The following is an 18,503-nucleotide window of genomic DNA, read 5'->3' as shown; positions in this document are numbered from 1 at the left end:
CACCGGAACACGCGGGGCTATGATCGCGCCTCGGCCGGGCGCTCCGGCGCAAGGCACCGCCGCGATGGACTCCCTGTTCGAGAACGCGATCGCGCCGGTCGACGGCATCCGCACCGGCATCGGCGGCTGGACCTTTGCGCCCTGGCGCGACAACTTCTACCCCAAGGGCCTGGTGCAGCGTCGCGAGCTGGAATACGCCAGCCGAAAACTGTCCGCGATCGAGGTCAACGGCACCTACTACCGCGCGCAGACGCCGGCCACGTACGCGAAATGGCGCGACGAAACCCCGGCCGGATTCGTGTTCTCGGCCAAGGCGCCGAAGCGGATCACGCAATCAAGGACCCTGGCGACAACCGGGTCACAGGTGGAGGACTTCATCGGCGGCATCGCCACGCTGGGCGACCGCTTGGGTCCGCTGGTGTGGCAGTTCGACCGCGGCACGCGCATCGAGCGCGAGGACTTCGCCGCCTTCCTCGCCCTGCTACCGCGCGAAGTGGAGGGCCGCCCCCTGCGGCATGTGCTCGATGTCCGCGACCACGGCTTCGTCGACGCGCGCTACCTTGCGCTGGCGCGCCAGCACGGCATGGCCACGGTGTTCACGGACTCCGACGAACACCCCTCGTTTGCCGATGTCACCGCCGACTTCGTCTACGCACGGCTGATGCGCGCGCGGGCCGGAACGCCCACCGGCTATCCCGGGGCCGAGCTCGCACGCTGGGCGGAACGCGCCCGCACCTGGGCCGCGGGCCGCGATCCCGGCGACCTGCCGCGCGTCGAACCCGCCAGCGGCGGCGCAGCGGTCCCGCGCGACGTCTTCGTGTTCTTCATCTCCGCCGCCAAGGAGCGCAATCCGGCCGCGGCGATGGCCCTGCACGAGCGGCTTGCCGACGCGACCTGATCGCCCTCCCCATCCGCGACGCCGCACCATGACACCGACCACCAAGGCCCAGCTGCAGGTCCATCTCTGCGTACTGCTGTGGGGCTTCACCGCCATCCTCGGCAAGCTGATCACGCTGCCGGCGCTGCCGCTGGTCTGGTGGCGCATGTTGTTGGTCGCCGTCGCCTTGGCACTGGTTCCGCGGGTATGGCGTGGCCTGCGTGCGATGCCGCGGCGTCTGTTGCTGTCCTACGCCGGCATCGGCGTGCTGGTGGCGCTGCACTGGCTGACCTTCTATGGCGCGGTCAAGCTCGCCAACGCGTCCGTTGCCGCCACATGCATGGCGTTGGCCACGGTGTTCGTGGCGATGATCGAGCCAAGGCTGGCGAAGCGGCGCTTCTCGCGCGCCGAGCTCGCGCTGGGCGTATCCGTGCTGCCAGGGGTCGCGCTGGTGGTCGGTGGCATCCCCGACGACATGCGCATCGGGGTGGCGGTCGGCGCGGTATCGGCGCTGTTCGTCGCGCTGTTCGGTTCGCTCAACAAGCGCCTGGTCGAACACGCCGATCCGCTGGTGGTGACCGCGGTCGAGCTCGGTGCCGGCACCCTCGCACTGACCCTGCTCGCACCGCTGATGCCGTATGTGTTCCCGGCGCTTGCCGGGCCGCTGTTCACGCTGCCCGGCATGTCGGACGCCGGCTACCTGCTGCTGCTCGCCTTCGCCTGCACCCTGTTCCCGTTCGCGCTGTCATTGGTGGCGCTGCGCCACATGAGCGCGTTCTCGGCGCAGCTGGCGGTCAACCTGGAGCCGGTCTACGCCATCGTGCTGGCGATCGTGCTGCTGTCCGAACAGCAGGAGCTCCGCCTGCCCTTCTACCTGGGCGTGGTGATCATCCTCGCGGCGGTGCTGGTGCATCCGGTGCTCACCCGACCGCGCCGCATCACCCATCCCGAGGCGCTGGCGGTGGGGGAGTCGCGCGACGTCACCGACTGATCCGTGGCAGGCTGGCGACCCCGTCCCGCCGCGCAGCGCATGTACCTCGAGCATTACGGGCTCACCGAGCCGCCATTCTCGATCACGCCGGACCCGCGCTTCGTCTTCCTTGGCGAACGCCACCGCGACGCGCTCGCGCACCTGCTGTTCGGCATCACCCAGGGCGGCGGCGGCGGCTTCGTGCAGCTCACCGGCGAGGTCGGCACCGGCAAGACCACGCTGAGCCGGCTGCTGCTGAACCAGATCCCCGACAACGCCCGCGTGGCGCTGGTGCTCAACCCGCGCCAGGACCCGGTGCAGCTGCTGGAGACCGTGTGCGAGGAGCTGCGCATCGAGCTCAACGGCCGCCGCGGCAACGCCAAGGCGCTGGTCGACGCGCTGAACGCACACCTGCTCGAAGCCTATGCGCAGGGCCTGCGCGTGGTGCTGATCATCGACGAGGCGCAGGCGCTGCCGGTGGAGACGCTGGAGCAGGTGCGCCTGCTGACCAACCTCGAGACCGACACCCAGAAGCTGCTGCAGATCATCCTGATCGGCCAGCCAGAACTGCGCGACATGCTCGCCGAGCCCGGCCTGCGCCAGCTGGCGCAGCGCATCACCGCGCGCTTCCACCTCACTCCGCTCGATGCGGCCGGCACCGCGGAGTACCTGCGGCATCGCTTCCGCGTCGCCGGCGGCCAGCACTTCCCCTTCGATGCCGGCGCAGTGCAGCGCATCCACCTGCGCAGCGGCGGCATCCCGCGGCTGGTCAACGTGCTTGCCGAACGCGCCCTGCTGGCAGGCTATGCCCGCGATCGCGCCACGATCGATGCCGCGCTGGTCGAAGAAGCCGCACGCGAAGCGCTGCCTCCAGCGGTGACGACGGGCGGACGGCGCGGCAGCCTGCTGCTTGCCATGGCCGGAGTGGGCGCCGCGGCAGTGCTGGCGATCGCGGTGGCCGCGCTATGGCCGCAGGCGGTCGACGGGGACGCTGTCGTCGCCTCCGCCGGGATCGGATCCCCAGCGCCCCGCGATCCGGCAGCCAGCGCCGACTCCTTCGCGAGTACCTCCACGGACGCCGCTGGCTTCGCGACCCGCATCGCCGCCGCGGGCCACGCATCCCGTGACGCCCCGTGGCAGGCCCTGCTCACCGCCTGGTCGCTGCCGCACACGGTCGAAGACGCGCGCGCCGCGAGCGGCTGCGCACCGGAGCTCGCCGCGGGTACGTACTGTGTCCGCGGCACCGCCCACCTCGACCGCCTGATCGCCATCGGACGTCCCGCGCTGCTCGAGCTCGACGCCGGCAACGCCAGCGCCTGGGCCCTGCTGCAGGGCTCCGACGGCCGCCGCGCGCGCCTGCTGCTGGATGATGCGGTCACCGACGTCGACCGTGCGACGCTGCAGCAAGCCTGGAGCGGGCGCTATGCCGCGCTCTGGCGTTCCTCCGCGGGATTGCTGCCCGCGCCCGTTCGCGGCGCGGATGGCACATCCGTCGACTGGCTGCGCGAGCGCCTGGTGCGCGAAGGCGTAGCTGCCGCGGCAGCGCCAGGCACGCCCTTCGACGCCGCCCTGGCGGATTCCGTGCGGCGCTTCCAGCGTGCGCGTGGACTTGCCATCGACGGCGTGGTGGGTCCGGAAACCCTGTTCGCACTGGCGTCCGGCGACGCCGGCCCGCGACTGCTCCGGCAGCTGGACTGAGGTACGCGCATGTCACTGATCCTTGAAGCCCTGCGCAAGTCGGAAGCCGAACGTCGCCGCGGCGAAGCGCCCGGCCTGCGGGTGGAGCTCCCGCCCCTGGCAACCGCAGCCCGGCGCAACCTGCCCGCCTGGACCTGGACCTGGATCGCCGGCGCGGCGCTCGTGCTGGTGCTTCTCCTCGTCGCGCTGTGGCCGCGCGGGAGCGGGACCGGCGTCGGCGACGATGGCGCACCGGCAGCCACCACCTCCGCACCTGTCCCGTCGCCCGCAACCCCATCGACCGGCATGCCGAGGGCCGGCGATTCCGATGCCTTCCCGCAGGTCGACCGGATCACGCCGCGGGAGCCCGCATCGCGCATGCCGACTCCGCCAGAAGCCGGACCGGCCGAAACCGCGCTCCCTGCGTCTGCCAGCGAGACCGCAAACACCGCTCCAGCCTCGCGCCCTGCCCTGCGGCCTGCCACCGACGCTCCGCGCATCACCGAACTCCCTACCGCCCAGCGCCAGCGCCTGCCGGCGATGAAGCTGACCATGCACATGTGGAACGAGGATCCCGTGCGCCGCTTCGTGGTCATCGACGGCCAACGCAAGGCCGAGGGCGATCGCATCGGTGAAGCCAGCGTCACCGCCATCGATCGCGATGGCATCCTGCTCGAACTCGACGGCCGCCCGATCCGCGTTCCCCTTCCCTGATCCCGGGAAGCGTGCAGGAGCGGCTACCGCTGCGAAATCCGGAAGGGGCCAGCGGGTGGTGGTGGTTCAAGAGCCTTGGCCGTCCCCACAAGGATCCGCCCATCCGCGCGCCTTGAATGCGTGACAAATCCCCTCCGCCCGCGAATCACCTCCCTGTCACGCAGAATCAAGGGACCCGCCACCGGGATGGACGCCATCAGCAGTCACCGCCAGCACGAGGACGGCGAAGAGTTCTCGGCGCTGCTGCAGCAGCATCGCGGCATCGTCTTCAAGGTCGCAGGCACCTACGCACGCGGCGCGGAAGATCGCGAGGACCTCGCGCAGGATATCGCTGCCCAGCTCTGGCGCGCTTGGCCACGCTATGACCCTTCCCGCAGTTTTTCCACCTGGATGTACCGGGTGGCGCTGAACGTCGGCATCTCGCACCTGCGTGGCGACGGCCGGCGACGCCGCCACCTGGTGTCGCTGGATGAAGGACTGCACGTGCCCGTCGCCCCCGACACCGTCGACCACGAACGTGACCAGCAGCTGCACCTGCTGCACGGCTTCATCGCCACGCTCGAACCGCTGAATCGCGCGCTGCTGCTGCTCTACCTCGAGGACCGCAGCACGCGGGACATGGCCGAGGTGCTCGGCATCTCCGAAAGCAACGTCACCACCCGTATCAGCCGCCTCAAGCAGCGCATCCGCGACCACGTCGCATCCACCGGCACGCATTGAATGGACATCACCATGGAACTCGACGAACTCAAGCAGGCTTGGCAGGCGCTGGGCCGCCAACTGGAACGCCACGACAGCATCCATCTGCAGATCCACCGCGAGCGCCGGCTGGACGCCGCACGCCGGGGCCTGCGGCCACTGGTCTGGGGACAGGTGCTGCAGGCTGTGCTCGGTGTGGCGCTGGTGGTACTGGGCGTGGCCTGCTGGACGCGCAACCTGGATACTCCCGGGCTGCTCGCCGCCGGCATCGCGGTCCACGCCTTTGGCCTGGTGACCCTCGTGTTCGCGGGAATCACCATCGCCCTGGCAACACGCATCGACTACGGCGCATCCGTGCTCGACATCCAGCGACAGCTTGCACGCCTGCTTCGCGTTTACGGCTTCAACGCCAACGTCTGCGGGCTGCCGTGGTGGATCATGTGGGTACTGGTGGTAGTGGCAGCGGCCGGACTCGGCGACGTGCCTGCGGGTGGCGGCACCCCCGGCTGGATCGCCCTCAGCCTGGGCGTCGGCATCGCCGGCCTGGTCGTGACGGGGCTTTACGCCTGGCTGCGCAAGCCCCGGATGGATGACCCTGCCAAGCCCCGCTGCGACGGCGGCGACGGCATCCGCCGCAGCCGGCGCATCCTCGACGAGATCGCCGGCTTCGAAGCCGGCTGAGCGGATCAGAACAGCGCGACAAGCACCAGCAGGATGCCGACCAGCGACACGCCCCAGATCAGGCTGCGCACGTACGGAATGCCCGAGGCATAGACGGGGATATAGGCTACCCGCGCCCAGAAATAGACCTGCGCGCCAAGCGCGGTCTGGTCGCCGGTGCGCTCGGCCAGCACCACCGCCAGCACGGCGGCGGCGAACATCGGGAAGGTTTCGAGGAAGTTCTGCCAGCTGCGATTGACGCGCCCGGCCACGGGGCCTAGCGGCTTGGACTGGCCATCGCGCGCGCTGGCATTCCACGCCAGGCCGCGCTCCGAGGTCTTCATCCCCGCATCCAGCATCAGGTGGACCAGGCCGAGCGCGATCGCCCAGGCCAGCATCTGCAGTTCGGTGCCCATCGTCGGCCTCTCCCTCGCGCCCCGGCGGAGCGTTCCACGCGGAGGTTAACGCCATTCCACGCACTGCGTTACGCTCCTGCTTCCATTCGCCGGGGTATCCGCATGCAGCACATCGATTTCGAACTCGAGGGCGAATACGTCGAGCTCAACCAGTTGCTCAAGCTTGCCGGTCTCTGCGACAGCGGCGGCGCAGGAAAGGCCCTGGTGGCGTCGGGCGCGGTGCGCGTGGATGGCGTGCAGGAGTCGCGCAAGACCGCCAAGATCCGCGCCGGACAGGTGGTGTCGCTGGGCGACGCCGAGGTCCACGTCGTCGCGGGAACGACGCCGTGACCGCCCTGGTCGCCGCCGCCCTGCTGGCGGCCGCGGTCGTGGCCTGGGTCGTGTTCGCCTACAACCGCCTGGTGCGCCTGCGCAACCAGGTGGCGACCGCGTGGGCGGACATCGACGTGCAGCTGCAGCGCCGGCATGACCTGGTGCCGCAGCTGGTCTCCGCCGTGCAGGGCTACGCCGCCCACGAAGGCGCGGTGTTCGAGGCCGTCACCGCGCTGCGCACGCGCGCGCTCGGCCTGCAGGATCCGGGCGAGCTCGGCCACGTGGAAGCCGAACTCGAGCAGGCGCTGGGCCGACTGCTGCTGCTGAAGGAGGCCTACCCCGACCTCAAGGCCAGCGAGAACTTCGCCCGCCTGCAGGATGACCTGGTCGAGGTGGAAGAACACCTGCAGTACGCGCGGCGCTATTACAACGGCGCCGTGCGCGATCTCAACGACACCGTGCAGCGCGTACCCGACGTGCTGGTGGCGCGCGGCTTCGGCTTCCGCGAAGCGGCGTTCTTCCAGGCCGGTGCCGACAGCCGTGCGGCGCCCGTCGTGGAGCTGTCGCGGTGAACCGGCTGGCCACCCTCGCCGGCGCCTGGCTCTTGGCGGTGTCCGTGCTGCTCGCGCCCGCGGCGGCCGCGGCCAAGGAGCGCGTCCTCGCCTATGACAGCGTGGTCGAGGTCCAGGCCGACGGCAGCCTCGACGTGACCGAACACATCCGCGTGCGCGCGGAAGGGTCCCGCATCCGCCGCGGCATCACCCGCGACTTCCCCACCCGCTACAAGGATCGCCGCGGCAACAACGTCGTGGTCGCCTTCGAAGTCGAAAGCGTCGAGCGCGACGGCCACAAGGAGCCCTGGTTCACCGAGCGCGTGGCCAACGGCGTGCGCGTCAACACCGGCAACGACGACCTGCTGCAGGTGCCGGCCGAATACACCTACACCCTGCGCTACCGCACCGATCGCCAGCTCGGCTTCTTCGAAGACCACGACGAGCTGTACTGGAATGCGATCGGCCAGGGATGGGATTTCCCGATCGAAACCGGGACGGTCGAGGTGCGGCTGCCCGAGCCCGTGGCGATGGCCGACCTCGCAGTGGAAGGCTATTCCGGCGCCCGCGGCGCACGCGGGCAGGATTTCGAGGCAGTCATCGCGGCGCCCGGCGTTGCGCGCTGGACGCTGACCCGGCCGCTGGCCCCGCGCGAAGGCCTGACCACGGTGCTGTCGTTTCCCAAGGGCATCGTCGCGCCGCCGTCGTCGACGCGCCACGCGTTCTGGTTGCTGCGCGACAACCTGTCGATCCTTATCGCACTGGCCGGGCTCGCGGGGCTGCTGCTGTTCTGCGTGCGGCGCTGGCGCAAGGTCGGCCGCGATCCGGCGCCCGGCGTGGTGATCGCACGGTACGAGCCGCCCCGTGGCGAGTCACCGGCGGCGCTGCGCTACATGACGCGCCGCAACCACGATGCGCGCGGCTTCTCCGCCGACCTGCTCGCCTGCGCGGTGCAGGGCGCGGTCGGAATCCATCGCGACGAAGGCATGCTCGGCGACAAGTGGAAACTCGAGCGCAGCGACGACGGCGCGCCCGGGATCGACAACCCGGACCAGCGCGGGCTGCTGGAGGCCCTGCTTCCCACGCCGGGCGCGACGCTCACCCTGGACAAGAAGAACGCCACGCGCATCCAGCGTGCAATGCAGGCGCACCGCAAGGGCTTCGACGATCGCTTCCAGCCGGCGATGTTCACCCATAACGCAGGCAGCATCGGCATCGCGATGGCGATCCTGTTCACGACCTGCGCGCTGGCCATGGTCGCGATGGTGTTCACCGACGGCGGCGGCCTGCCCTGGGTCTTCCTCCCGCTCGGCCTGATGCTGGCGACGACGATCGCGTTCGCGCTGGTGATCGGCGCGCCGACGGCCGCCGGGCGCGAACTGCTTGACGAGATCGAAGGCTTCCGCCGCTACCTCGGCGTGGCCGAGCAGGACGACATCGCGCGCGTGCAGGCGCCGGAGGCGGCCGGGGGCGATGCACCCGAGCCCGCGCTCGACGCCGGGCGCTTCGAACGCCTGCTGCCGTACGCGGTCGCGCTGGACGTCGAGGACGCGTGGACGAAGAAGTTCACCGTGGCCGTCGGCAGCGCCGCCGCGGCTGCCGCGACCGCGGCCATCACCTGGTACCACGGCGCCAGCCTCGGCAACATCGGCAACCTGACCAGCGCGGTCGGCGGCGCGCTCAGCTCGCAGATCGCATCGTCGTCCACGCCGCCCGGAAGTTCGTCGGGTGCGGGCGGCGGCGGTTTTTCCGGTGGCGGCGGCGGTGGTGGAGGCGGTGGTGGGCGCTGACAGCCGGCGGCGGCGCGGGCTGTTCGACTGGTTCGAATCCCGCCTGGAACCCTTCCCCGAAGCGCCGCCGCAACAGCCGCCGCGCGGGCTGGTCGCCTTCTGCCTGCACTACACCCGCAGCGCCGGCGGCTGGCTGGCGCTGATGGGCGTGCTCGGCGCGCTGATCGCGGTCGCCGAGCTGGGCATGTACGTCTATCTCGGCGCGCTGGTGGATCGCCTGGGCGAGCACACGCCCGCCACCTTCCTTGCCGTCGAAGGCACGCGCCTGGCGTGGATGGCGGCGCTGGTCGCGATCGGCCTGCCGCTGCTGGTGTGGATCGACAACCTGGTGCAGCTGCAGGTCTTGCTCGGCAACTTCCCGATGCGCATCCGCTGGAACGTGCACCGCTACCTGCTGCGGCAGTCGATGGGCTATTTCCAGGACGAGTTCGCCGGGCGCATCGCCACCAAGCTGATGCAGACCTCGCTGGCGGTGCGCGAGACCGTGGTCAAGCTGCTTGACGTCGGTGTGTACATCCTGGTGTACGTGCTTGGCGCGATGCTGGCCGCGGCCGCCGCCGACTGGAGGCTGATGCTGCCCTTCGCCGGCTGGCTGGTCGGCTACGTGCTGCTGATGCTGTATTTCGTGCCGCGCATGGAGCGCGTCTCGCGCGAGCAGGCCGACGCGCGCTCGGACATGACCGGGCGCATCGTCGACAGCTACACCAACATCGCGACGGTGAAGCTGTTCTCGCACTCGCGGCGCGAGCAGGCCTATGCGCGCGAGGCGATGGATGGCTTCCTCGGCACCGTGTACCGACAGATGCGCTTGGGCACGCGGGTCGGCGCCGGCAACTACGCGCTCAACATGGCGCTGGTGTTCGCGGTCGCGGCGATCGGCCTGTGGCTGTGGCTGGGCGGTGCGATCAGCGCCGGCGCGGTGGCGGTGGGCCTGGCGCTCGCGCTGCGGCTGGTGGGCATGAGCCAGTGGATCATGTGGGAGCTGTCCGCGCTGTTCGAGAACATCGGCACCGTGCAGGACGGGATCAATTCGATCTCGCTGCCGCCGACGGTCGACGACGCGCCCGATGCGCCGGAGCTTCCGGCAATCAAGGGCGACATCCACTTCGAGGGCGTGGGCTTCCACTACGGCAAGGGTTCGGGGGTGATCGAGCGCCTGGACCTGCACGTGCGGCCGGGCGAACGCATCGGCGTGATCGGGCGCTCCGGCGCCGGCAAGTCGACGCTGGTGAACCTGCTGTTGCGCTTCCACGACGTCGAAGCCGGGCGGATCCTGGTCGACGGCATCGACATCGCCAGCGTGCAGCAGGATTCGCTGCGCGCGCGCATCGGCGTGGTCACCCAGGACACGTCGCTGCTGCACCGTTCGGTGCGCGAGAACATCCTCTACGGCCGTCCGGACGCCAGTGATGCCGAGATGCTTGAAGCGGCGCGCCAGGCGGAGTCGCACGACTTCATCCTCGAGCTGTCGGATTCCAAGGGTCGCCGCGGCTATGACGCCCACGTCGGCGAGCGCGGGGTGAAGCTGTCGGGCGGCCAGCGCCAGCGCGTCGCCATCGCGCGGGTGCTGCTGAAGGACGCGCCGATCCTGGTGCTGGACGAGGCGACCTCGGCGCTGGATTCGGAAGTCGAAGCGGCGATCCAGGGCAACTTGTACCGGCTGATGGAAGGCAAGACGGTGATCGCGATCGCGCACCGGTTGTCGACGATCGCGGCCATGGACCGGCTGGTGGTCATGGACCAGGGCGCGATCGTCGAGCAGGGCACGCACGACGAGCTGGTGGCCCGCAGCGGCATCTACGCCCAGCTCTGGCGCCGCCAGTCCGGCGGTTTCCTGACCGACTCCGAAGCCTGACCCCGCGCGGCTGCGAGATCGGCGCGCGGTACGGCAGGTCGGTGGGTACTCCGTGGGCGCCTTCCCGCGGGCCACAGTAAAAAGCAGCAAATCAAAAGCGCGACGCCCCTGCTCTTCCCACCACCCCACCGCGCCGCTGGCAGCGGAGGGTGGGCGGGTATTCCGCCGGCAATAAGGAGCAGCTCCACCGCGACGCCGGCGGAGTACCCGCCCACCCTCCGCCTCCGCGACGCCTCCGCGACGCTTGGCGATCCGGGTCGCAGCTATAGCTGCTCCTACAGGAGCGTTACGGCGAGCCGCTGGTGCCGGAGGCGGGTGCGGTTTCGATGCGTGCCGATGCCGACTCGTTGTCCTGCGGTTCGTCACCCGATTTTTCCGCCGGCGCGCGACGCTGGAAGAAGGCGCTGCGGACAGCGTCGAACTCGCTCATCGGGCTGTCGTCCGGACAGGTTGCGTCGGGGAAGCCGAACTCATCGCGCAGGGCCAGGCCGCACTCGTTGAGCTCTTCGAGGTCGCGATCGGGCATCTTGCACTGGCGGTCGAAGTTGCGCTGGAAGCCGTCGCGGCGGCGCACGAAGTCCTCGCCGCACTTGCGCATCAGCTGTAGCCGGTCCAGGTCGTCCTGCGCCGGATTGGTGCCGTCCAGTCCGTGTTCAAGCAGTTCCTCGGCCGTGAGCAGGCGAAGGTTGCGGTTGGGCACCGCCATCATCATGTCGGCCACCGCCACCGCCACCCCGTTGCGCGCCAGGTATTCCTTGACCCGCCCGTACACGGCCTGCAGCTCTTCGTTGAGTTGCGCACGCGAGGTCGCGGTGGAGCTCATGCGGATGATGCGGTGGATGCCGACCGGCCCCGAGATCATGCGCACGTCGCCGGCGCCGAGGATCAGCACGCAGGCGCTGTGGCAGTTCGCGCCCTCGCGCACCCAGATCGTCCAGCCCGAGGCGCCGATGGCGTCGCCGGCCTTGATCGCGTCTTCCACCTGCCCGCCGCTGGAGTTGATGTCGAGCACGCGCTTGCCGATGTCCATGCGGTCGGCGATCGCCGCCACCCGCTCGACCAGAGCGGTGAAGCCGGCGTTGATCTTGCCTTCGTAGCGCAGGCGCAGCAGGCCGACTTCCTGGCAGGGCTGGAGGGTGTCGGCGACGTTGAGGAAGGACAGGTCGGTGAGCGGTTCGCCGTCGCCCACGGTCGCGTAGTCGAGTTCGCAGCTGACCGAAGCGGTGCCGTCGGCCAGGGCTGCGTCCGGCCAATCGGTGCCCTTGCTGACGTCGTAGGGCTTGGGCGGGGCGTCCACCGGGGCGCTGATGAATTCGCCCATGCCGTTGGCCTCCGCGATCGCGGCGGAGTCCGGTTCGGGGGCCGGTTCGGGGGGTTGGGCGTTGCAGCCGGCCAGCAGGGCACAAAGGGCAAGCGCGCGGAACAGGGTGGGCATGGGCGGGCGTGGTCGGGGTCTATCCCCAGTCTAGTGCCAGCCGGCTCACGGGGAAGGAATGCCGCGTGAACCCGCCATTGCGGCTCCTGTGGGGGCCACTCCTGCGGAGGTAGCTGGCTCCTGTGGGGATAGCCGCTCCCACAAGGTCAGCGGAAATCGCGGGATTCGGCGTGCAGGCCGCCGAGCAGCGGCGACAGGTCCTCGAGGTCGCCGGCGATCAGGTGCTCCACGCCGTCCACACGCTCCCAGCGCCCGCGCACCGCCAGCAGGGTCGAGCCCAGCAGCGCCTTGCGCCGGCGCTCGGCCACGCGTGGCCAGACGATCACGTTCACCATGCCGTGTTCGTCCTCCAGGGTGACGAAGATGGTGCCGCTGGCGGTCTGCGGCTTCTGTCGCTGGGTGACGATGCCGGCCACCGCCACGTGGCTGCCGTGGCGCCGCCCCTGCACTTCGTGCGAGGCCAGCAGGCGGCGCGTGCGCAGCTGGTCGCGCAGCAGTGCCAGCGGGTGCGCGCGCAGGCTCAGGCCGATGTTGCGGTAATCGGCAAGGACGTCCTCGCCGGCGCCGGGGACCGGCAGGGCCACGGCCTCCTCCACGGGGCTCCCCGGCAGCAGCGGCCGCTGGCGCTCGATGCCGGCGACCTGCCAGCGCGCGTCGTTGCGGTGGCCGGCAAGGGATTGCAGCGCGCCGGCTTCGGCCAGGGCGGTGCGGGCCTTGTCGTCGAGGTTTGCGCGGCGGCAGAGATCGGGGATGCCGCGGAAGGGCGCCCGTGCGCGGGCGGCGAGAATGGCGCGGGCGGCGGCTTCGGACAGTCCGCGGATCTCGCGCAGGCCAAGGCGGATGGCGGGACTTTCGATGATTCCCGGCCCTACCCCTTTCCCACACACCGCTGATTCCTCGCAAGAGCGGCTCTTGTGGGAGCAGCTATAGCTGCGATCCCGGGCAAGGTCGGGATTTCCATCGCGGCTATAGCCGCTCCCACAATGGGGGGTGGTGGCTTGGACCAAGGTGCTGTCCCAGTCACTGTGCGTCACGTCCACGGGCAGGAATTCGACGCCCGGCCGCGCGGCCTTGCCACGCCGCGCGTCCTGCATGATCTGGCTCGACGAATAGAAGCCCATCGGCTGCGAGTTCAGCAGCGCGCAGGCGAAGGCCGCGGGTTCGTGGCGCTTCAGCCAGCAGCTGGCGTACACCAGCTTGGCGAAGGACGCGGCGTGGCTCTGCGGGAAGCCGTAGGAGCCGAAACCCTTGATCTGCTCGAAGATCTGGTCGATGAACTCCGACGAATAGTTCTTCTTCTCCATCAACTCGCGGATGCGCAGCCGGTGCGGCTCCATGTCGCCGCCGTGGCGCCAGGCGGCCATCGAGCGACGCAGGCCGTCGGCTTCGTCGGGCGAATAGCCGGCATGGATCACCAGCTCCATCACCTGTTCCTGGAACAGCGGCACGCCCAGGGTGGCACCGAGGATCTCCTCGATGCCCGGCGAGGGATAGGTCACCGGCTCCTGGCCCATGCGCCGGCGCAGGTAGGGATGCACCATGCCGCCCTGGATCGGCCCGGGCCGCACGATCGCGACCTCCACCACCAGGTCGTAGAACCTCTCCGGCTTCAGCCGCGGCAGCATCGTCATCTGCGCGCGCGACTCGATCTGGAACACGCCGACGGTATCGGCCAGCTGGACCATGTCGTAGGTCGGCCCGTCTTCCTTCGGAATGGTCGCGAGTTCCAGGTCGCGGCCGCGATGCGCACGCACCAGGTCCAGGGCCTTACGGATGCAGGTCAGCATGCCCAGTGCCAGGCAGTCGACCTTGAGCAGGCCCAGCGCCTCCAGGTCGTCCTTCTCCCACTGGATGATGGTGCGGTCGGCCATCGCGGCGTTTTCCACCGGCACCATCTGCCACAGCGGCGCATCGGAGATCACGAAGCCGCCCACGTGCTGCGAGAGGTGCCGCGGCCTGCCGCGCAGCATCGCGGTGACCGCCAGGATGCGCGCGATGAGCGGGTTGTCGATGTCGAAGCCCACGTCCGCCAGGCGCCTGTCCATCGGCGTCTCGCCGTTGCCCCAGCCGAAGCAGCCGGCCAGCAGCGCGACCTGGTCGGGCGGCAGCCCGAAGGCCTTGGCCACGTCGCGCATCGCGCTTTTCCCCCGGTAGCGGATCACGGTCGCGGCCAGCGCGGCGCGCTCGCGGCCGTACTTGCGGTAGACGTACTGCATCACCTCTTCGCGTCGCTCGTGCTCGAAGTCGACGTCGATGTCGGGCGGCTCGTTGCGCTCCTTCGACAGGAAGCGCGCCATCAGCAGGCGGCTCTCCGCCGGGTCGACCGCGGTGATGCCGAGCGCGTAGCACACCGCCGAGTTGGCGGCCGAGCCGCGGCCCTGGCAGAGGATCCCCTGGCTGCGCGCGAAGCGGACGATGTCCTCGACGGTGAGGAAGAAGGCTTCGTACGCCAGGTCGGCGATCAGCGCGAGTTCGTCCTCGATCTGCGCGGCGATCTTCGGCGGCACGCCCTCTGGCCAGCGTGCGCGCATGCCGGCTTCAGTCAGCGTGCGCAGGTGGCTGGCGGGTGTCGCGCCTTCGGGCACGAGTTCGGCGGGATAGCTGTACTTCACCTCGGCCATGGAGAAACGGCAGCGACGCGCAAGCGCGGCGGCGTTCGCAAGCAGCACGCGCGGATGGATGTTGCCCAGGGTGTAGCGGTGGCGCAGGTGGCGCTCGCCGTTGCGGAACAGATGCGCGCCGGCCTCGGCCAGCGGCAGGCCGTGGCGGATGGCGACCATGGTGTCCTGCAGCACGCGCTGGCGGCGCGTGGCCATGTGCACGTCGCCGGCAGCCAAGGGCGTGAGCTCGAGTGCCTCGGCCAGCGACAGAAGATGCGCGAGACGCGCGGAATCGTCTTGTTCACGGTGCAGCTCGACGGCGAGGTGTGCGCGGTCGCCGAAAACGCGGCGCAGCCAGGCGCCTTCGCCTGCATCGGGTTCGCGAGCAGGCAGCCACAGCGCAAAGAGGCCGGCTGAGGATTGGTCGCAGCTATAGCTGCTCCCACAGGTGGCTTCTGGTTGGGAAAGCCCGGCTTCGATGTCGGTGCGCGACAAACGATAGCCGCCCTTTGGCACTGCGCGTCGCGCCACGGTGATCAGCCGGCACAGCTGCGCGTAGCCGACGGCATTCTCGACCAGCAGCACCAGGCGCAGGCCGTCGTCGAGACGGAACTCCGCGCCCACCACCAGCTTCACTCCGCTGATCTTCGCCGCCTCGTGCGCGCGCACGATGCCCGACAGCGAACACTCGTCGGTGATCGCCAGCGCCTCGTAGCCGCACTGCGCGGCGCGGGTGAACAGCTCTTCGGCGCTGGCTGCGCCGCGCAGGAAGCTGAAATCGGACAGGCAGTGCAGCTCCGCGTACGCCGGCAGGGATTGTCGTGAAGGAACGACCGTCACGGAAGCAGATTTGGTGGAACCGGGAGGGGCGGAGCCGTGGTGAGCTTCGTTGGCGGCATCGGCAGCCGCTTCGAATTCCATCCGCAGCTGCATCTGCCGCTGCATGCGCACGATGCGCGGCGGCCCTCCGCCGGGCGTGTCCGGGGCGACGCCGGGCGGCAGGTCGCGATGGTCGTCGTCCCGGCTCATGCAAACCAGCCGTGCAGCATCCAGTCGCCCTGCACGCCCGGCGGGGCGAAGGCCCAGGCGCGCTGGCCGCGCGAGGTTTCCAGCACGTAGTAGTCGCGGCGCGCGTCGTCGCCGTCCCACCAGCCGCTTTCCAGGCGTTCGGGACCGGAGACGATGCGCAGCCGCGGGTCGCGCAGCGGCACCGGGCGTGGCAGCAGCCAGGCGGGACGCGGCGGGCGCAGCGGTGCAGGCGTGGTGCAGGCCGCATCGCCATCCTCGCCCGAACCGGCGCGTCGCCAGGCGCGCTCGGGACGCGGGTCGCCGGAAGGCGCGACGCGATGCACGGCCTCGTCACCCAGCCGCGCGCGCAGGCGCTCGCGCAGCCGTGGCCAGGGCACCGCCTGCGCCGGGCGGGTATCGAACAGGTCGCGCTCGGCCGGCACGAAGGGCGGCAGCTCGCGCGCCAGCAGGCGCACCGCCACCACCGGCGCCGGCAGGGCCACCTGCTCCAGGCGGTTGCGGGTGAGCTCGAACAGCAGCGCCGCATCGCGCTCGGCCGCGAGCAGGCCCACCGGCACCTCGGTGAAGCGCACCGCGTCCTGCTGGACCTGGTCGGCCTCGTGCGAGGGCAGCGCGTGGCGCGCTTCGTGTTCCAGGCGCAGGCTGAAGCGCTGCACGCCGCCGTCGCGGGCGGACAGGTACGTGGCCAGGTCGGCGATCAGCCGGCGCAAGGGGAACAGCAGCGCCTGGTGGCTTTCGACTTCGAAACCGAGCTCGACGCGGCTGTCGAAACGGTCCGGCGGCGCGTACAGCTCGAGCGGATCGTCGGCCTCGCCGTGCAGGCGGTCGAGGTGCTGCAGCAGCTCCACGCCAAAGCGCCGCCGCAGGCTGTCGCGCGGCAGCGTGCGCAGCGCGCCGAGCGTACGCACGCCCATGCGCTGCAGTCGCTCGCCGGCATTGTCGGGCAGCGCCGCGCGGCGCACCGGGACCCGCGCCAGCGCATCGCGCATCGCGTATTCCGTGGTGACCGCGAAGCCGTCGCGCAGCCCTGCGAACACGAGCGCCGCGCGCGGCGTCGGCGCCAGGGCGATGCGATGGCTGAAGCCGAGGCCGTCGAGTTCCTCGCGCAGTCGCGCTTCAAAGCGTGGCCACGGCCCGAACAGGCGGAAGCTTGCCCGCGCCTCGAACACGATCGCCCCCGGCCACTGCGCGCTGACCTGCGAGCTGTGCCGATACGCCCAGGCGGCGAGGAACCGCTGCCAGCGCGCTTCCGACGCCGGGTCGTATTCGACCATCGCCACGTCGGACAGCAGCGCGTGCGCGGCCGACAGTCGCATGCCCGGCTTCAGCCCGGCGGCGGCGGCGGCGGCGTTGACCGCGTGCAGATGGCGCAGCTGCGCCGGGCCGGAGACCAGCGCCAGCGGCCGCGACGGATCCGGCATCCGGCGAAGGACGGCGTCCAGCGCCAGCCGCGGCAGCGCGATGCAGGCCCAGAGCACGGTCGGCGCCTCAGGAAAACGCTGTGGGAGCGGCTATAGCCGCGATGGAGTGTCTGTCTGCACGCCGGGTAGCGAAGGGGCGGGCGGGCGGATTCGCGCCGCGGCACTTGCGCACGTACCAGCCGCCCTCGCCAGCCGCCGCGTACTCCAGGCGCAGCACGGCCGGTGACGGATTCGCCGCGTGCTTCGCATCGCGGAACGCGAAGCCCAGGCAGTTCCCGCTGTCGGCCGCAACCTGCAGTCGGCGCAATGCCTGCGCATCGGCTTGCAGCGGCCAGCCCAGAACCGCCGCGCAGGCCGCGCTGCGCAGGCACTGTTCGAAGGCCCACAGCGCGCCGCGCGCATCGGCTTCGACGATCTCGAGGAAACGCAGGTCCACGCCCGCCGCCTGCCACGCCGGCGCATACGGCAGGTAGGGCGGCGCCACCAGCGCCACGATGCCGCCGGCCTGCGTCAGCCGTGCCAGCGTGGGCAGCAGCAGCGACAGCTCGCCGACACCATCAGCGGGCAACAGCAGTTCGGTCAGCGCAGCGCGCGGCCAGCCACCCTGCGGCAGCAGCGCATCGAGCGACGCATGACCGGTGGGTTCACCGTCGGCCGCCGCCGCCGGCGCACGACCCGCACGCCACACCGTACGCGCCGAAAGCATGGCGTCGATGTCGGGCAGCGCCCCGATGGACGGCGGCACGATGGAAGACAGCGCGCTCATTCCGTGCGCACCAGCCCGCAGTACAGCCCCTCGATGGCGAAGTCCGCGCCCGGCGGCACCTCGATCGGCGCGTAAGCCGGATTGCGCGGCAACAGGCGCAGCCGGGTGCGCGTGCGCTCCAGGCGCTTGATGGTGATCTCACCGTCGATGCGCGCCACCACCACCTGCCCGCTGCGCGCATCGCTGGCGCGCTGCACCGCCACCAGGTCGCCGTCGAAGATGCCGTCGTCGCGCATCGAATCGCCCTTCACCCGCAGGAGGTAATCGGGCTTGCTGGAGAACAGCGCGCGGTCGAGCAGCACGTGGCGCTCCACCCCGGCATCGGCCCCGATCGGCGCACCCGCCGCCACCCGGCCCAGCACCGGCAGCTCAAGGCTGTCATCGCGGACCTTCAGCCGCGTGCCCGGGACGTGGCGCGTGCGCCCTGCCCGACCCGCCGCGGCGGTGTCCTGCACCATGCCCCCGACCACCCGGATCCCGCGGGCCTCGTTGGGCCGCACCTCCAGGTAGCCGGCCTGCTGCAGCCGGCGCACGTGCTTGTGCGCCGCGCAGGCCTGGCGGAAGCCGAAGGCGTCGGCGATCTGCTGCAGCGTGGGCGGCGCGCCCTCGGCCCCGGAATGGGCCTGGATGAAGCCGAGCACGTCGCGCTGTCGGGGAGTGAGGTCGTCGGTCATGGGTAAAAATCTATTTACCTTGGCGGACATAAGCAAGCCCGGCTGTCGGAGGATTCC

The 18,503-nt window shown here is 70.6% G+C and carries 16 protein-coding genes; 10 read left to right on the top strand and 6 right to left on the bottom strand.

Annotated elements, in window-relative coordinates:
• Nucleotides 1-64: 64 nt before the first annotated feature.
• The 6 genes from ACW7G5_RS02935 to ACW7G5_RS02910 all read left to right on the top strand — a co-directional run bounded on the left by ACW7G5_RS02935 (nucleotide 65) and on the right by ACW7G5_RS02910 (nucleotide 5,618).
• Nucleotides 65-898 (top strand): DUF72 domain-containing protein, encoded by an 834-nt coding sequence (locus ACW7G5_RS02935; protein ID WP_457001664.1) that lies wholly within the window; start codon nucleotides 65-67, stop codon nucleotides 896-898.
• 28 nt (nucleotides 899-926) lie between these two features.
• Entirely contained in the window at nucleotides 927-1,868 is a 942-nt protein-coding gene (locus ACW7G5_RS02930; RefSeq protein WP_457001662.1) for a DMT family transporter, read from the top strand.
• 3 nt (nucleotides 1,869-1,871) lie between these two features.
• Nucleotides 1,872-3,545: an AAA family ATPase gene (locus ACW7G5_RS02925; RefSeq protein ID WP_457001661.1), complete on the top strand. Its 1,674-nt coding sequence runs from the start codon at nucleotides 1,872-1,874 to the stop codon at nucleotides 3,543-3,545.
• Nucleotides 3,546-3,554: 9 nt separating this feature from the next.
• Nucleotides 3,555-4,238 (top strand): general secretion pathway protein GspB, encoded by a 684-nt coding sequence (locus ACW7G5_RS02920; RefSeq protein ID WP_457001659.1) that lies wholly within the window; start codon nucleotides 3,555-3,557, stop codon nucleotides 4,236-4,238.
• Nucleotides 4,239-4,424: 186 nt separating this feature from the next.
• Complete coding sequence (locus tag ACW7G5_RS02915; protein ID WP_457001657.1) at nucleotides 4,425-4,958, top strand: RNA polymerase sigma factor; 534 nt, start codon at nucleotides 4,425-4,427, stop codon at nucleotides 4,956-4,958.
• On the top strand, nucleotides 4,959-5,618 hold the full coding sequence (locus ACW7G5_RS02910; RefSeq protein WP_457001656.1) for a serine/threonine protein kinase: 660 nt from the start codon (nucleotides 4,959-4,961) through the stop codon (nucleotides 5,616-5,618).
• Nucleotides 5,619-5,623: 5 nt separating this feature from the next.
• Here the strand turns inward: ACW7G5_RS02910 and ACW7G5_RS02905 are convergent, their stop codons facing one another.
• Complete coding sequence (locus tag ACW7G5_RS02905) at nucleotides 5,624-6,013, bottom strand: MAPEG family protein (RefSeq protein ID WP_457001654.1); 390 nt, start codon at nucleotides 6,011-6,013, stop codon at nucleotides 5,624-5,626.
• 102 nt (nucleotides 6,014-6,115) lie between these two features.
• Here ACW7G5_RS02905 and ACW7G5_RS02900 point away from each other — a divergent pair, with 102 nt between their 5' ends.
• From ACW7G5_RS02900 to ACW7G5_RS02885, 4 genes are read left to right on the top strand one after another with little or no spacing between them, the layout of a single operon-like run.
• A complete protein-coding gene (locus ACW7G5_RS02900; protein WP_457001652.1) occupies nucleotides 6,116-6,343 on the top strand; it encodes an RNA-binding S4 domain-containing protein in 228 nt (75 codons plus the stop codon).
• The gene (locus tag ACW7G5_RS02895) at nucleotides 6,340-6,897 is read left to right on the top strand and encodes a LemA family protein (RefSeq protein ID WP_457001651.1); all 558 of its coding nucleotides are present in this window, start codon (nucleotides 6,340-6,342) and stop codon (nucleotides 6,895-6,897) included. The genes ACW7G5_RS02900 and ACW7G5_RS02895 overlap by 4 nt, the downstream gene beginning before the upstream one ends.
• Nucleotides 6,894-8,666 (top strand): DUF2207 domain-containing protein, encoded by a 1,773-nt coding sequence (locus tag ACW7G5_RS02890; protein WP_457001649.1) that lies wholly within the window; start codon nucleotides 6,894-6,896, stop codon nucleotides 8,664-8,666. Before ACW7G5_RS02895 ends, ACW7G5_RS02890 begins: the two co-directional genes overlap by 4 nt.
• A 19-nt stretch (nucleotides 8,667-8,685) precedes the next feature.
• Nucleotides 8,686-10,521, top strand: coding sequence for an ABC transporter ATP-binding protein (locus ACW7G5_RS02885; RefSeq protein ID WP_457002840.1), 1,836 nt, complete (start codon nucleotides 8,686-8,688; stop codon nucleotides 10,519-10,521).
• Nucleotides 10,522-10,807: 286 nt separating this feature from the next.
• Here the strand turns inward: ACW7G5_RS02885 and ACW7G5_RS02880 are convergent, their stop codons facing one another.
• From ACW7G5_RS02880 to lexA, 5 genes are all read right to left on the bottom strand, one after another.
• Complete coding sequence (locus ACW7G5_RS02880) at nucleotides 10,808-11,956, bottom strand: hypothetical protein (protein ID WP_457001647.1); 1,149 nt, start codon at nucleotides 11,954-11,956, stop codon at nucleotides 10,808-10,810.
• Between the two features lie 146 nt (nucleotides 11,957-12,102).
• Nucleotides 12,103-15,585 carry an error-prone DNA polymerase gene (locus ACW7G5_RS02875; RefSeq protein WP_457001645.1) on the bottom strand — a complete coding sequence of 1,161 codons (3,483 nt, stop codon included), beginning with the start codon at nucleotides 15,583-15,585 and terminating at the stop codon, nucleotides 12,103-12,105.
• On the bottom strand, nucleotides 15,582-17,063 hold the full coding sequence (locus tag ACW7G5_RS02870; RefSeq protein ID WP_457001643.1) for a Y-family DNA polymerase: 1,482 nt from the start codon (nucleotides 17,061-17,063) through the stop codon (nucleotides 15,582-15,584). The genes ACW7G5_RS02875 and ACW7G5_RS02870 overlap by 4 nt, the downstream gene beginning before the upstream one ends.
• Before the next feature lie 10 nt (nucleotides 17,064-17,073).
• Nucleotides 17,074-17,772 (bottom strand): translesion DNA synthesis-associated protein ImuA, encoded by a 699-nt coding sequence (gene imuA / locus ACW7G5_RS02865; RefSeq protein WP_457001641.1) that lies wholly within the window; start codon nucleotides 17,770-17,772, stop codon nucleotides 17,074-17,076.
• Nucleotides 17,769-18,446 carry a transcriptional repressor LexA gene (lexA, locus tag ACW7G5_RS02860; protein WP_457001639.1) on the bottom strand — a complete coding sequence of 226 codons (678 nt, stop codon included), beginning with the start codon at nucleotides 18,444-18,446 and terminating at the stop codon, nucleotides 17,769-17,771. Before lexA ends, imuA begins: the two co-directional genes overlap by 4 nt.
• Between the last annotated feature and the right edge of the window lie 57 nt (nucleotides 18,447-18,503).

It is taken from the genome of Luteimonas sp. A501 (genome assembly GCF_054052085.1).
This window is presented reverse-complemented; position numbering and strand designations above follow the sequence as displayed.